The sequence below is a fragment of the Pseudomonas sp. GM55 genome, from assembly GCF_000282395.1.
In the GTDB taxonomy this organism is placed as follows: domain Bacteria; phylum Pseudomonadota; class Gammaproteobacteria; order Pseudomonadales; family Pseudomonadaceae; genus Aquipseudomonas; species Aquipseudomonas fluorescens_CC.
In genome coordinates, this window is sequence record NZ_AKJJ01000072.1 from 111292 (window position 1) to 124802 (window position 13511).

General features: G+C 61.6%; 12 protein-coding genes. 2 read left to right on the plus strand and 10 right to left on the minus strand.

The genetic code is table 11. The features are described from left to right. Positions 1–129: 129 nt before the first annotated feature. From PMI31_RS19500 to PMI31_RS19530, 7 genes are all read right to left on the minus strand, one after another. Complete coding sequence (locus PMI31_RS19500; protein ID WP_008020006.1) at positions 130–687, minus strand: phosphonate degradation HD-domain oxygenase; 558 nt, start codon at positions 685–687, stop codon at positions 130–132. After that, positions 687–1820 carry a TIGR03364 family FAD-dependent oxidoreductase gene (locus PMI31_RS19505; protein ID WP_008020007.1) on the minus strand — a complete coding sequence of 378 codons (1134 nt, stop codon included), beginning with the start codon at positions 1818–1820 and terminating at the stop codon, positions 687–689. Before PMI31_RS19505 ends, PMI31_RS19500 begins: the two co-directional genes overlap by 1 nt. A gap of 115 nt (positions 1821–1935) precedes the next feature. After that, positions 1936–2961, minus strand: coding sequence for a putative 2-aminoethylphosphonate ABC transporter substrate-binding protein (locus PMI31_RS19510; RefSeq protein ID WP_008020008.1), 1026 nt, complete (start codon positions 2959–2961; stop codon positions 1936–1938). A gap of 49 nt (positions 2962–3010) precedes the next feature. After that, entirely contained in the window at positions 3011–4735 is a 1725-nt protein-coding gene (locus PMI31_RS19515) for a putative 2-aminoethylphosphonate ABC transporter permease subunit (protein WP_008020010.1), read from the minus strand. Further along, complete coding sequence (locus tag PMI31_RS19520) at positions 4735–5811, minus strand: putative 2-aminoethylphosphonate ABC transporter ATP-binding protein (protein ID WP_008020012.1); 1077 nt, start codon at positions 5809–5811, stop codon at positions 4735–4737. Before PMI31_RS19520 ends, PMI31_RS19515 begins: the two co-directional genes overlap by 1 nt. Before the next feature lie 201 nt (positions 5812–6012). After that, the gene (locus tag PMI31_RS19525) at positions 6013–6876 is read right to left on the minus strand and encodes a LysR family transcriptional regulator (RefSeq protein ID WP_008020013.1); all 864 of its coding nucleotides are present in this window, start codon (positions 6874–6876) and stop codon (positions 6013–6015) included. Positions 6877–6892: 16 nt separating this feature from the next. Beyond that, positions 6893–9154 (minus strand): heavy metal translocating P-type ATPase, encoded by a 2262-nt coding sequence (locus tag PMI31_RS19530; RefSeq protein ID WP_008020014.1) that lies wholly within the window; start codon positions 9152–9154, stop codon positions 6893–6895. Positions 9155–9247: 93 nt separating this feature from the next. Here PMI31_RS19530 and cadR point away from each other — a divergent pair, with 93 nt between their 5' ends. After that, a complete protein-coding gene (gene cadR / locus PMI31_RS19535; RefSeq protein ID WP_008020015.1) occupies positions 9248–9697 on the plus strand; it encodes a Cd(II)/Pb(II)-responsive transcriptional regulator in 450 nt (149 codons plus the stop codon). A 122-nt stretch (positions 9698–9819) separates the two neighbouring features. Here the strand turns inward: cadR and PMI31_RS19540 are convergent, their stop codons facing one another. The 3 genes from PMI31_RS19540 to PMI31_RS19550 form a co-directional block, all read right to left on the minus strand. Continuing rightward, positions 9820–10791 carry a thymidylate synthase gene (locus PMI31_RS19540; protein ID WP_008020016.1) on the minus strand — a complete coding sequence of 324 codons (972 nt, stop codon included), beginning with the start codon at positions 10789–10791 and terminating at the stop codon, positions 9820–9822. Positions 10792–10839: 48 nt separating this feature from the next. After that, positions 10840–11652: a prolipoprotein diacylglyceryl transferase gene (lgt, locus tag PMI31_RS19545; RefSeq protein ID WP_008020018.1), complete on the minus strand. Its 813-nt coding sequence runs from the start codon at positions 11650–11652 to the stop codon at positions 10840–10842. A gap of 97 nt (positions 11653–11749) precedes the next feature. Next, on the minus strand, positions 11750–12532 hold the full coding sequence (locus PMI31_RS19550) for a sulfite exporter TauE/SafE family protein (protein ID WP_043302498.1): 783 nt from the start codon (positions 12530–12532) through the stop codon (positions 11750–11752). Positions 12533–12666: 134 nt separating this feature from the next. Between PMI31_RS19550 and PMI31_RS19555 the strand changes: the two genes are divergently transcribed. Next, positions 12667–13413: an NRDE family protein gene (locus tag PMI31_RS19555; RefSeq protein WP_008020020.1), complete on the plus strand. Its 747-nt coding sequence runs from the start codon at positions 12667–12669 to the stop codon at positions 13411–13413. Positions 13414–13511: the final 98 nt, after the last annotated feature.

Genomic DNA, 13511 nt, shown 5'->3' on the forward strand with positions numbered 1-13511 from the left:
CATCGCGGGCAAGTCGGATCGCCGCACCGCCGCTCCCACAGTGTTCAGCGCAGCTTACAAGTCCTTTGTACACCTCCGAACCTGTGGGAGCGGGCTTGCCCGCGATGGCCGCACCTCGATCTCTCATTTCTATGCAGCCAACAACCGCACCGCCTTGTCCTTCAGCACCGCCAGATCAATCACCGGCACATGCATCTCTTTTGCCAGCTCATCCCACTGGCGCATGCGCAAACTCACGGCACACAGCGGGTCCTGCGCAAATGCCTCAGCCTCTTCAGCCGTCATCACCCCGCCCTGATATTCCAGGGTCCGGCGGCTGGCTACACTCAAGCGTTCGTAATACCCCGGTTCCTTGAGCGTCAGATAGCGCTTGGCCTGCACGTGGTATTCGACCAACCGCGCCATGCGTTCGCCAAAGCCTGCGCGACGCAGGTAGTCGGCGCCGAGACGTTCATGGCTGACCACGCCGAAGCCGCCCATGTTCTCCGCGCTTTCCGTGCAGATATGCCCGATGTCGTGAAAGAACGCCGCCAGCACCACCTCATCGTCGTAGCCTTCGGCCATGGCCAGCTCCGCCGCCTGGGACATGTGTTCGATCTGCGACACTGGCTCGCCGATGTAGTCGCTGTCGCCAAAGCGCTCGTACAAACCGAACACCTCGGCAATCACTTGTTCATTGCGCTCCATCAGATTTCCTCCAATACGGTGGCCACGTTGCATTCAGCCATTGCCGGCCCGACGCTCATGCCGACACCGGTGTGCATCAACGCCACGCTCAGGCCTTTTTCCGGACGCAGGAACGAGAACGGCCCCGGCCCCCGTGAACCATAGACACCCTGCCAGCGTTCCACCACCTGCACCCTACAGCCCAGGGTTTGCTCGGCCAGTTCGATCATCCAGTCATCGACCTGCTCAGCATTGAAGGGCGACGGATCGCGGCCGTAATGGTGCGAATCGCCAATGATCAACTCGCCATAGGGCGTCGGGCTGATCAGCAGGTGGATGCCGTTTTCGTGCAGGTGCGGCGCGTGCTGCAGAATCTCTGCCTGCACCGCCGCGGCCTCCGGCAAGTCGGCGAAGGCGCCGTAGTGCACGCAACTCAAACCGGTGAGTAACGCGTGTTGCAGGTTGAGGTTGATCTGCGGACGGGCACGGAGCATTTGCAGGCGGCAGATTTGCGGGTCGAGCTCGGCGATGTGCTCGGCCAGCAAGGTCTGATAGTCGTGGCCGGAGCAAACGATGATCTGCTCGGCACTGAAGCTGCCGGCGGTGCTGTACAAGCGGCCCGGTTCGATATCGCGGACCAGGGTGGAGAAGTGAAACTCGACACCCAGATCGCGGTGCAGGAAGTCGATCAGCGCCGGAATCGCTTCCCGGGAATACAGCTGCTGGTCGTCCATGCCGTGCAACGCCACGCGGTGATGGCGGAACTGGCCGCCATACAAATCACGCAAGGCGGCACCGCGCAACAGCTCGACACGGTAACCGTGCTCCACCGCGCGGCCTTCGCAGAAGGCTTCCAGCAGTTGCTCTTCCGCTTCGGTTCGGGCGAACAGGTACGAGCCATTGCGCTTGAGTTGCAGGCCGGCGAGCTGCGCCCAGTCGCCCCAGATCCCGCGACTGGCGCGGGCCAGTTCCAGCATCGGTCCCGGCGGTTGGCCGGTGACCAGTGCCTGTCCGAAGTTGCGCACCGAAGCGCCAACCGGCGTTTCGCTACGCTCGAAAACTGTGACCTTGAGACCGCGTTTGGCCGCGGCATACGCGTGGGACAAACCCAGGATGCCGGCGCCGACGATCAGCATGTCGTTGTGTTGTGTCATGAAGAGGTGTCCTGCATTCGAGACCGCTTTCGCCGGCAGCCGGCTCCTACAAGTGCATGCGGATCCTGTAGGAGCTGGCTTGCCAGCGAAGAGGCCCTGTCAGCCGATAAAGATCTTACTTGGCCGCCACTTTCTCGGACTTGCCGTCATAGCGCTTGCGCCATTCGGTGAGGATCTCGTCGCGGTTCTTCGAGGCCCAGGCGAAGTCGTTCTTGATCAGGCGCTGTTCGTAGTCGGCGGGCAGTTCGGTTTGCGGCTTGGCGATGCCAGGCTGGGCGAGCACCGCGAAGTTTTCCTTGTAGAGTTCCATTGCCTCGGGGCTGGCGGAGAAGTCAGCCAGTTTTTTCGCGGCTTCCTCGTGGGCAGTGCCCTTGATCACGGCAGTCGCTTCGATCTCCCAGCCCAGGCCTTCCTTCGGCAGGATGATGTCCAGCGGTGCGCCCTGACGTTTCAGTTGGACAGCCGGGTACTCGAAGGAAATACCGATCGGGAACTCACCTGCGGCGGCCAGTTTGCAAGGTTTGGAACCGGAGTGAACGTACTGGCCGATGTTCTGGTGCAGACCGTCCATATACGCCCAGCCCTGCTTCTCGCCGAAGGTTTGCAGCCAGGCGCTGACGTCGAGGAAACCGGTGCCGGACGATGCAGGGTTCGGCATGACGATCTTGCCTTTGTACTCAGGCTTGGTCAGGTCTTGCCAGCTCACTGGTTTGGTCAGGCCCTGCTTCTCGGCTTCGACGGTGTTGAAGCAAATGGTCGCGGCCCAGACGTCCATGCCAACCCAGGCTGGCGGGTTGGCGGCGTCGCGGTAGTTGGCGCCAATCTTGCCCAGGTCTTTCGGTGCATAGCTTTGCAGCATGCCCTGCTGATCGAGGATCGCCAGGCTGGAAGCCGCCAGGCCCCACACGGCGTCAGCCTGTGGACGGGCTTTTTCAGCCAGCAGTTTGGCGGTGATGATCCCGGTGGAATCACGCACCCATTTGATCTCGACGTCCGGGTTGGCCTTTTCGAAGGCTTCCTTGTAGGTCTTCAGTTGTTCGGCTTCGAGGGCGGTGTACACCGTCAACTCGGTTTTCGCCGCGAAGGCGTTCAGGCTGAAAGCGGTGAGGACAGCAGCGGCCAGGGCCAGGGGCTTGAACATGATCTTTTCCTGTTTTGAGTTGAGGGCTTTCGGTTTGAGGAGAAGCAAATCAATGACCGGGCGCGGTCTGCCGCCAGGCCTGGGAGCGGCGCAGCAAGCCGCGCGAAGTACAGGCCAGCAGCAGGGAAACGCCCGCCGAGGTGAACAGAATCAGGGTCGACATCGCTGCCGCGCCGCCGACGTTGCCGGCGTCGTCCATGTTCAACACCGCCACCGCCGCGAGGATGGTGTCGGGGCTGTAGAGGAAGATCGCCGCCGAGACGGTGGTCATGGCCGAGACGAACAGGTAGCGCACGATGTCCAGCAACGCCGGCAGGCAGATCGGCACGGTGACGCGCAGGTAATGGCGGTACAGCGGGGCCTTGAGCGACAACGCGGCGGCTTCGAACTCGGCATCGAGTTGACGCAGCGCGGTGGTGGCGGTCATTTGCGCGGTGGTCAGATAGTGCGCAATGGTGCAGACGATCAGCAGCGCCATGCTGCCGTAGAGCACGTGCAACGGGTTGCCGGTGAGGTTGAAGAAGAAGACGTAACCCAACCCCAGCACCAGGCCTGGCACCGCCATCGGTACGAAACTGAGCATGCGCAAGGTCAGGTTCAGGCCGCGCTGACCCTTGGTTTTTTCCATCAGGTAGGCGCCGGTGAAGATCAGCATGGAGCCGATCAGCGCGGTGCCCAAAGCCATCTTCAGGCTGTTGCCGTAGGCCAGCCAGCCACCGCCGGCGGTTTCGTTGAACTGGTAGTGGTTGAGCGACAGCGACAGGTTGTACGGCCAGAACTTCACCAGCGACGAGAACACCGCCATGCCGAACACCAGCAGCAAGGCGGCGCTGATCAGCAACACGATGGCCAGGTAGCATCCGTCGCGCAGCTTCGATGGCACAGGCTTGAACACCTGGGCACGACCGCTCATGGAGTCGCCATGGCGCCGACGCAACCAGGCATCGACCCCGAAGCTGAACAGCGCCGGCAACAGCAACACCATGCCGATCAAGGCACCGCGGCCAAACTGCTGCTGACCCACCACCGCCTTGTAGGCCTCCAGCGCCAGCACCTGATAGTCGCCACCGACCACCACGGGCACACCGAAATCGGTGATGGTCAGGGTGAACACCAGGCAGAATGCAGCGAACACTGCCTGACGGGTCGCCGGCCAGGTGATGCTGCGGAAGGCTTTGGCGGGGCTGGCACCCATGCTTGAAGCGGCATCGAACAGTCGCGCATCCGCCAGGGACAATGCCGACAGCAGAATCATCAAGGCGTGCGGGAAGGTGTAGATCACCTCACCGAGCACAATGCCCCAGAAACCGTAGATGTTGTCCGAAAGCAGACCACGCAACATGCCCTGGTTGCCGAACAGGTAAACCAGCGCAATGCCGGGCAGCATCGACGGCGCCATCAATGGCAGCAGCGAGATGCCGCGCCAGATGCCTTTGGCCGGAATCAATGTGCGTTGCAGGGCGTAGGCAAACAGGTAGGCCAACGGTACGACAATGGCTGCGACGCTGAGGGAAACCTTCAGGCTGTTACCGAGCAACCAGTGGAAGTTCTCGCTGGTCACCAGCTCTTTCGCCGCGACCCAACCACCGCCCTGCCCGGCTTCGGCACTGAAACCACGCCAGAAAATCGCCAGCAACGGCATCAACACGGCAACGCTGAGTAACACCAGCAGAAGGACCTTACCGCCGACCACGAACAGCCGGTCACCGATCTCAGCGCGGGAGGTCTGCCGAGCCTGCCTTTGCGGCAGCGGCAGCGCGATGTTCGCGCTCATCAGGCAAACACCTGCAGGCTGCGCGGCGGCAAGGCGACCATGATCTGCTGAGCGCCAAGACGCGGCATGGCTTCCGGCGCCAGTTCCGCCAACAGTGCATGGCCCGGCAATTGGTCGAGTTCGAAGCTCATGCGGCAGCGGTTGCCGAGGAAGGTGATTTCGCGAACCTTGGCCGGGAACAGGTTTTCCTCGTGCACCAGCGGGTTGATGCTGATCGCTTCCGGGCGGCAGAACAAACGGCCCGACGCGGTCCTGGCGCCGCCATCGGCCAGACGCATGCTCATTCCGCCGACCTGGGCGTGGCTGTCGCTGCTGCGCTGGAACGGCAACCAGTTACCCTGGCCGACGAACTCCGCAACGAAGGGCGTGGCCGGGCGGTTGTAGATTTCCTGCGGCGTGGCGTACTGCTCGACCTTGCCGTTGTTCATCACGGCAATGCGGTCGGCCATCAGCATGGCTTCATCCTGATTGTGGGTAACCATCAGCGTGGTGATGCCGAGGTTGCGTTGCAGCTGGCGCAGTTCGGTACACAGATGCTCGCGTACCCGGGCATCGAGGGCCGACATCGGCTCGTCGAGCAGCAACAGCGAAGGCGCCGGGGCCAGAGCGCGAGCCAGCGCAACCCGCTGCTGCTGGCCGCCGGACAATTGACCGGGATACTTTTTCTCGCTGCCGCCCAGGCCGACCAGTTCCAGCATCTGAGCGACACGTTGGCGAATCTGGTCGCGGCCATTGCCGGCGAGGCCGTAGGCAATGTTCGCTTCGACAGTCAGATTGGGGAACAACGCATAGGACTGGAACAGAATGCCGTAGTCCCGCGCCTGAGGCGGCAGGTGGGAAACGTCGCGGTCGCCCAGGTACAACTCGCCACTGTCCTGCTTTTCCAGACCGGCGATGCAGCGCAGCAAGGTGGTTTTGCCGCAGCCCGACGGGCCCAGCAGACAAACCAGCTCACCGGCCGCCACGTCGAGGGAAACGTTATCCAGCGCCGTGAAGGCACCAAAACGTTTCTGTACGCCGCGCACCTTCATCGGCGCGCCGGGGTTGGTCAGGGCAGTTGTGATCGGGTTGTTCATGGACGGACCTCATCGAGCAGATGGGGCCATCCTAGGGTTGTAATGAGTCCGTCATGTGGCAGTAAGGCAAAAACTGCCGATAGTGGTATTCGAGGATTTTGGTTTAAGTCTTGTTTTGCCTGAACTGACGCCATCGCGGGCAAGCCCGCTTCTGTAGGAGCTGGCTTGCCAGCGATGAGGCCAGAACAGGCACCACAAATCTCAGGCCGGAGCCATTTCCTGCGCCAACCCCAGAAATGCCGCCGGCAGCCGCGCGTTTTTGCGCTCCTTGAGGCAATACAGGTATTCCGGGATTTGCGGCGCATTCTCGATGGTCAGCACCCGCAACTGCGGATCGTGCGGGACTTCCTGGCGGGCAATGATGCTGATACCTATGTTGCGCAGCACCGCTTCGCGGATCGATTCGCGGCTGCCGATTTCCAGCAGCGGGCCGAAACACACACCGGCACTGGCCAGCAATTCTTCGGTCAGGCGACGGGTGGTCGAGCCCGGTTCGCGCATCAGCAGGGTATGCCCGGCCAGGGCGCCGAGCGGTACGTGATCGTGAACTGCCAGCGGATGATTGCGATGCACCGCCAGTACCAGCGGATCGCTGCCGAGCACCCGGCGAATCAGCCGCGCGTCATCGAGCAACTGCGACGATGCCGCGACATCGACCCGGTACTCCTCCAGCGCTTCGAGCACTTGCTGGGAGTTGCCGATTTCCACCGAAACCTCAACCTGCGGCAGTCGCTCGCGGAAGGTTTTCACCAGATCGAGGATGTAATACGGCGCCGTGGCGGCGATACGCAATGTGCCCTGGACCTGGCCACAGTTACGCAGGAAAAACTCGATGTCGGCTTCCTGCTGCATCAGTACCTTGACCATCGGCAGTAGCCGCGCGCCCTCTTCGCTGACGCTCAGACGTCGGCCGCCACGGTAGAACAACTCGACCGAGTACTGACTTTCGAGGTTGCGGATCTGCGTCGTCACTGTCGGCTGGCTCAGGCCAAGCTTTTTTGCAGCCTGGGTAATGCTGCCCAGGCGGGCCACCATGTAAAACGCCTTCAGCTCGGCACTCAGCACATCCGTCCCTCATCCTTTACTTGCGCAGCAGGCGCAATCCGTTGAACACCACCAGCAAACTCACGCCCATATCGGCGAACACTGCCATCCACATGGTAGCGACCCCGGCGAAGGTTACCCCAAGAAAGATCGCCTTGATGACCAAAGCCAGGGCGATGTTCTGCTTGAGAATGCTCGATGTCTGCCGTGACAGGCGAATGAATGCCGGAATCTTGCGCAGATCGTCGTCCATCAGGGCAACATCGGCGGTTTCGATCGCCGTATCGGTGCCGGCGGCGGCCATGGCGAAACCGATCTCCGAACGCGCCAGCGCCGGGGCGTCGTTGATGCCGTCCCCCACCATGCCGACCCGATGCCCTTGGGCATAAAGGGCCTCGATAGCCTGCAATTTGTCACCCGGCAACAGGTCGCCCTTGGCCTCGTCGATGCCGACTTGTGCAGCGATAGCCTGCGCGGTGTGGACGTTATCGCCGGTGAGCATCAGGGTCTTGATGCTCAGGTCATGCAGTTGCCGGATAGCTTCGCGGCTGGTCGCCTTTACCGTATCGGCGACGGCGAACAACGCCAACGGACCGGACGAATCAAGCAGCAGCACCACCGACTTGCCCTGTTTTTCAAGGGCAAACAGCTTTTCTTCCAGCGCCGGCGAACACAAGCCCAGATCTTCGACCAGACGATGGTTGCCCAAATGGTAGAGCTGGCCGCTGATCTCGCCACGCACGCCGCGCCCGCCCAAGGCTTCGAAGTTATCCACAACCAGCGGCGCGGTTTGTTTACCCACAGCCGCTGTGGCGATGGCCAGGGAAACAGGGTGATCCGAGCGCCCGGCCAGCGCAGCGGCAATGGCGGGCGCCGATTCATCGACGGTCGGATCCAGCGACAGGTAATCGGTCTGCACCGGTTTGCCGTGGGTGATGGTGCCGGTCTTGTCCAGGGCCAGGTAGTCGAGCTTGTAACCGCCCTCCAGATAGACGCCGCCCTTGACCAGAATACCTTTGCGCGCCGCTGCCGCGAGACCACTGACGATGGTCACCGGCGTGGAAATCACCAGTGCACACGGGCACGCGACCACCAGCAGCACCAGCGCCCGATAAATCCAGTCGAACCACAACGCACCCATGAACATGGGTGGGATCACCGCCACCGCCAGGGCCAGGACGAACACCACCGGGGTGTAGATTTTCGAGAAGCTGTCGACGAAACGCTGGGTCGGCGCCCGCGCGCCCTGAGCCTGTTCGACGGCATGGATGATGCGGGCCAGGGTCGAGTTATCCGCCGCGGCGGTCACCGCGTACTCCAGGGAACCGGCCTGGTTGATGGTGCCGGCGAATACTTTGTCGCCGACGGTTTTCTCCACCGGCAGGCTTTCACCGGTAATTGGTGCCTGATCGATGGTCGAGCGACCGGACAGCACTTCGCCGTCCAGGCCGATACGCTCACCGGGACGCACCCGTACCCGCGTGCCGAGCCCGATTGTTTTGACATCCTGCTCAAGCCAGGCCCCGTCAGCCTGCAACACCGTTGCCGTGTCCGGGGTCATCTGCATCAGGCCACCGATGGCATTGCGCGCGCGGTCGAGGGATCTGGCTTCGATCAACTCGGCCACGGTGAACAGGAACATCACCATGGCCGCTTCCGGCCACTGGCCGATCAGCACCGCGCCGGTCACGGCAATGCTCATCAGCGCATTGATGTTCAGGTTGCGGTTCTTGAGGGCGATCCAGCCTTTTTTGTAGGTACCGAGGCCACCACTGAGGATCGAGACCAGTGCAATAACCGCCACTACCCAGTTCGGCGCGGAACCGGTGAAGTGGATAACTTCTGCCAGCAATGCACCAGCACCGGACAGCGCCAGGGGCCACCACGGCTTTTTCCGGGGCGCAGGCCCCGGGGTTTCAGCCCCCTGATCCATCGGCTCGGCCTGCATGCCCAAGGACTTGATGGCCTCGACGATTGGCCCGATATCGGGCAAGTCGTGGGTTACGCCGAGCACCCGATTAATCAGATTGAACTCCAGCTGCTGCACCCCGGTCAGTTTGCTTAGCTTGTTCTGGATCAGCGTTTGCTCGGTTGGGCAGTCCATGGCCTCGATGCGAAAACTGCTCAATCGGGCCCCGGGCGTCGGCGATTCGCTCAGTTTTACCAGCGCAGGCGCTGCCGCTTTAGATGAGCAGCAGGAGTCGCCGTGACCGCCATGGTCATGTTTTGGCACGGGTTTGAGCTTGTGTCTGTGCTCGTGCTCAGCCCCGGGTTTGTGGGAATGCAGGGAATCGCTCATTGGTTGCGTCCATAAGAGTGCCTGTTGCCAAGTAAAGACCCTGTAGCCACTATAGGGTCAAGCACCCTTTCTGGAGTTTTGGAGATTGGCGTCATGAAAATTGGAGAACTGGCGAAACTCACGGACTGCGCCGTGGAAACGATCCGCTACTACGAGCGCGAGAACCTTCTGCCGGAACCGGCCCGCAGTGACGGCAATTATCGCGTCTACACCCAGGGCCACGCCGAGCGCCTGACGTTCATCCGCAACTGTCGCACCCTCGACATGACGCTCGAAGAAATCCGCAGCCTGCTGGCGTTTCGCGACAGCCCGCAAGACCAGTGCGAAAGCGTCAACGCGCTGATCGACGAGCACATCCATCACGTCAAGGCGCGGATCGACGGCTTGCTGGCCTTGCAGACACAACTGCTCGACCTGCGCCAACGCTGCCGCGAGCGGCCGGGTGTCGATCAATGCGGGATTTTGCAGCGGCTGGAAGTGAGCGGCGGGGTTGTGGCGACGGAGGTGGAGCATTCTCATGTAGGCCGCAGTCACGGCCACTAAGAACACCGAAGAACCTGTAGGAGCGGGCTTGCCCGCGAAAGCGTCGTCCCAGCCAACATAGATGCTGGATGTTCCGGCCTATTCGCGGGCAAGCCCGCTCCTACAGGGGTCAGCGTCGTATTTCAGACCGCCATCGGCGCGGTCATCGGCGCGTGGTGTTCATAGCCCTCCAGCGAAAAATCGCTCGGTTCCACCAGCTCCAGCCATTCCGGCTGATACACACCCGTCTTGGCAAACTCCGGTACACGGTCGGAAATCACCAGTTTCGGCATCGGGAACGGCTCGCGCTTGAGCTGTTCGTTGAGCATGTCCAGGTGGTTTTCGTAGACGTGGGCATCACCGATGAAATAGGTGAACCAGCGCGGCGTGTAGCCCGTCAGACGACCGATCAGGCTCAGCAGCGCTGCACCTTCGGTGAGGTTGAACGGCGTGCCCAGTCCCAGGTCGTTGGAGCGGATGTAGAGGGTCAAAGAGATCTCTTTGGTCTCGACATTCGGGTGGAACTGGTACAGCAGGTGGCACGGCGGCAGGGCCATTTCATCAAGCTGGGCGCAGTTCCAGCCGTGGAACAGGATGCGACGGCTACCCGGGTCCTTGATGATGGTATCGACGCACTGGCGGACCTGATCGATGGCCTTGTACAGCACCACGTAGGCCTGGCCGTCTTCCTCACCTTCGGCGATCTGACGGTAACCTTGCTTCAGGGTCTGCTCGATGGCGGCCTGGTTGCTGACCGGGATCTGCTTGTAAGCCGGCCATTTGCGCCATTGCACACCGTAGATTTCGCCGAGGTCGTCTTCGCCCTGACGGAAGGGGTTGGCCAGCCACTGGGCGTTTTCGTTGGCGTTCTGGTCCCAGACCTTGCAACCCAAGGCACGGAATTCGGCAGCGTTGTTCACGCCACGCAGGAATCCGCACATTTCGCCGACGGCCGATTTGAACGCCATTTTGCGTGTGGTGATCGCCGGGAAACCTTCCTGCAGGTCATAACGCAGCATCGCGCCGGGGAAACTGATGGTGTTCACACCGGTGCGGTTGGCCTGCTTGGTGCCGTTCTTGATGACGTGGGCGACCAGTTCGAGATATTGCTTCATGAGTTACCTGTGTCCTTGAACCCGGAGCTGTCGCTGCGGGATTCGAATTTATACGGCTGCCGCTGGAGATGCCGGGGCGCGGTGATACGCCAGCCAGATCAGCAACAGACCACCGACGATCATCGGCACGCACAGCACCTGGCCCATGGTCAGCCAGTTCCAGGCCAGATAGCCCAGTTGCGCGTCCGGTACGCGGACGAACTCGACGATGAAACGGAAGATGCCATAGAACAGCGCGAACATCCCGGAGACCGCCATGGTCGGCCGCGGTTTGCGCGAGAACAGCCAGAGGATCAGGAACAGCGCCACGCCTTCGAGGGCGAACTGGTACAGCTGCGAGGGGTGACGCGGCAGCTGCGCCGGGTCGCTGAACGGCGGGAAGATCATCGCCCACGGCACGTCGGTCGGCTTGCCCCACAGCTCGGCATTGATGAAGTTGCCGATACGCCCGGCACCCAGGCCAATCGGCACCATCGGCGCCACGAAATCCATCAACTGGAAGAACGACTTGTTGTTCTTCCTGCCGAACCACAACGCCGCCAGCATCACGCCGATGAAACCACCGTGGAACGACATGCCGCCCTTCCACACTTCGAAAATCAGTGTCGGGTTGGCGAGGTAGGCATGCAGATCGTAGAACAGCACATAACCCAGTCGCCCGCCGACGATCACCCCCATCGACATCCAGAACACCATGTCGGAGAGTTTCTCCTTGGTCCAGGTCGGGTCGAAGCGGTTCAAGCGGCGGGACGCCAGCAGCCAGGCGCCGCCGATGCCGATCAGGTACATCAGACCGTACCAGTGGATTTTCAGCGGACCGATGGCCAGGGCCACCGGGTCGATCTGCGGGTAAGGCAGCATTGCGACTCCTCGTTAGAGTTCAAATCTTAAAAATTCCCGGGCGACGCTGCCACCTCAGGATTAAGCCAGGATTGCGCTGCCCATCAGAGCAGATGCTTCAGACTAGAAAGTTCAGGCCAACGCAGAACAGCAAAGCGGCAAACAGCCTTTTCAGCAACTTCGGCGACAACCTGTGGGCCAGTCGCGCGCCCAATCGGGCGAACACCATGCTGGTCAGGGCAATGCCCAGCAACGCCGGCAAATAAATGAAACCGAGACTATGGGCCGGGAGCAACGGATCGTGCCAGCCCAGAATCATGAAACTTAATGCACTGGCCAGGGCAATTGGCAGACCGCAGGCCGATGAAGTGGCCACGGCTTGCTGCATCGGCACACTGCGCCAGGTCAGGAACGGCACGGTCAACGAACCGCCGCCAATACCGAAAATCGCCGAAGCCCAGCCAATCACGCTGCCGGCCAGGGTCAGACCGAGTTTGCCCGGCACGGTTCGGCTGGCCTTGGGTTTGACGTCCAGCGCCAGCTGAGCAGCAATCACCAGGGCGAATACACCAATGAGTTTCTGCAGGTTGGGGCCGGAAATCGCTTCCGCCGTCAGGGCGCCTAACCCGGCACCGAGTAAAATGCCGACGGTCATCCACATGAAGATCGGCCAAAGCACGGCGCGACGGCGGTGATGCTCACGTACCGCGTTGACCGAGGTGAAGATGATCGTCGCCAGGGAGGTACCCACTGCCAGGTGCGTGAGGATCGACGGATCGAACCCTTGGGCCTTGAAGCTGAACACCAGCACCGGGACGATGATGATCCCGCCACCCACGCCAAACAGCCCGGCGAGTACACCTGCACAGGCGCCGAGCGCCAGATAGAGCAGAAATTCCATGGTCGTCCCGCCCGCATCCCCAAAACCGGAGCGGCATGGTAACGGATGCATGGCCCCGAGCTCCACTGTGCAAGGCGATGGATCGATGAGCGATGTCTGCGTAGAGTGGGCAAAAAACACACAAGGACTCCCTTATGTGCCTGATTGTTTTTGCCTGGCGCCCGGGTCATGCCCAGCCGCTGGTCGTGGCGGCCAATCGCGATGAGTTCTACGCCCGCCCCAGCCTGCCTCTGGCGCCATGGCCTGAAGCGCCGCACGTACATGCGGGGCGCGACCTCGAGGCCGGTGGCACCTGGCTCGGTGTCGGTGCCAACGGACGTTTTGCGGCGCTGACCAACATCCGCGATCCCCATCGACCGCCAGGGCGCAAGTCTCGTGGAGAGCTGGTGGCGCGATTTCTCACCGGTGAAATACCAATTGACCACTATTTAGCCGACGTTGTCGACCATTCGCCGGAATACGGTGGTTTTAATCTGCTGATTGGCAACACCCACGAGCTCTGGCACTTCAACGCCCGGGAATCGAACGCGCTGATGCTGGCGCCGGGGGTCTACGGGTTATCCAATGCCGGGCTGGATACGCCCTGGCCGAAGGTGCTCAAAGCCAAGGCCGCATTGCGCGAGGTGCTGGATGATCCGCAGCCTCAGGCGCTGTTGGCATTATTGAGCGATGCGCAGACCGCGCCGTTTGCCGAGCTGCCGGATACCGGAGTGGGGCTGGCCACCGAGACGTTGCTGTCGAGCGTGTTCATTGCCAGCCAGAGTTATGGAACGCGGGCGAGTACGGCGTTGATTGTGCAGGCGGATGGGGCGCGGCATATGGTCGAAAGGAGTTTCGGGCCTTATGGCGGGCATCTGGGAGAAGTTGAAATCAGACTTTAGTTTTTCATTGCCTGTACTGGCCCCATCGCGGGCAAGCCCGCTCCCACAGTGATCGAGGTGAACACAGCATTTGTGTCCGACTCGAAACCTGTGGGAGC

Coding starts and splice junctions, on each gene's coding strand:
- PMI31_RS19500 (WP_008020006.1), bottom strand. CDS start 687: ATGGAGCGCAATGAACAAGTGATTGCCGAGGTGTTCGGTTTGTACGAG.
- PMI31_RS19505 (WP_008020007.1), bottom strand. CDS start 1,820: ATGACACAACACAACGACATGCTGATCGTCGGCGCCGGCATCCTGGGT.
- PMI31_RS19510 (WP_008020008.1), bottom strand. CDS start 2,961: ATGTTCAAGCCCCTGGCCCTGGCCGCTGCTGTCCTCACCGCTTTCAGC.
- PMI31_RS19515 (WP_008020010.1), bottom strand. CDS start 4,735: ATGAGCGCGAACATCGCGCTGCCGCTGCCGCAAAGGCAGGCTCGGCAG.
- PMI31_RS19520 (WP_008020012.1), bottom strand. CDS start 5,811: ATGAACAACCCGATCACAACTGCCCTGACCAACCCCGGCGCGCCGATG.
- PMI31_RS19530 (WP_008020014.1), bottom strand. CDS start 9,154: ATGAGCGATTCCCTGCATTCCCACAAACCCGGGGCTGAGCACGAGCAC.
- cadR (WP_008020015.1), top strand. CDS start 9,248: ATGAAAATTGGAGAACTGGCGAAACTCACGGACTGCGCCGTGGAAACG.
- PMI31_RS19540 (WP_008020016.1), bottom strand. CDS start 10,791: ATGAAGCAATATCTCGAACTGGTCGCCCACGTCATCAAGAACGGCACC.
- lgt (WP_008020018.1), bottom strand. CDS start 11,652: ATGCTGCCTTACCCGCAGATCGACCCGGTGGCCCTGGCCATCGGTCCG.
- PMI31_RS19550 (WP_043302498.1), bottom strand. CDS start 12,532: ATGGAATTTCTGCTCTATCTGGCGCTCGGCGCCTGTGCAGGTGTACTC.
- PMI31_RS19555 (WP_008020020.1), top strand. CDS start 12,667: ATGTGCCTGATTGTTTTTGCCTGGCGCCCGGGTCATGCCCAGCCGCTG.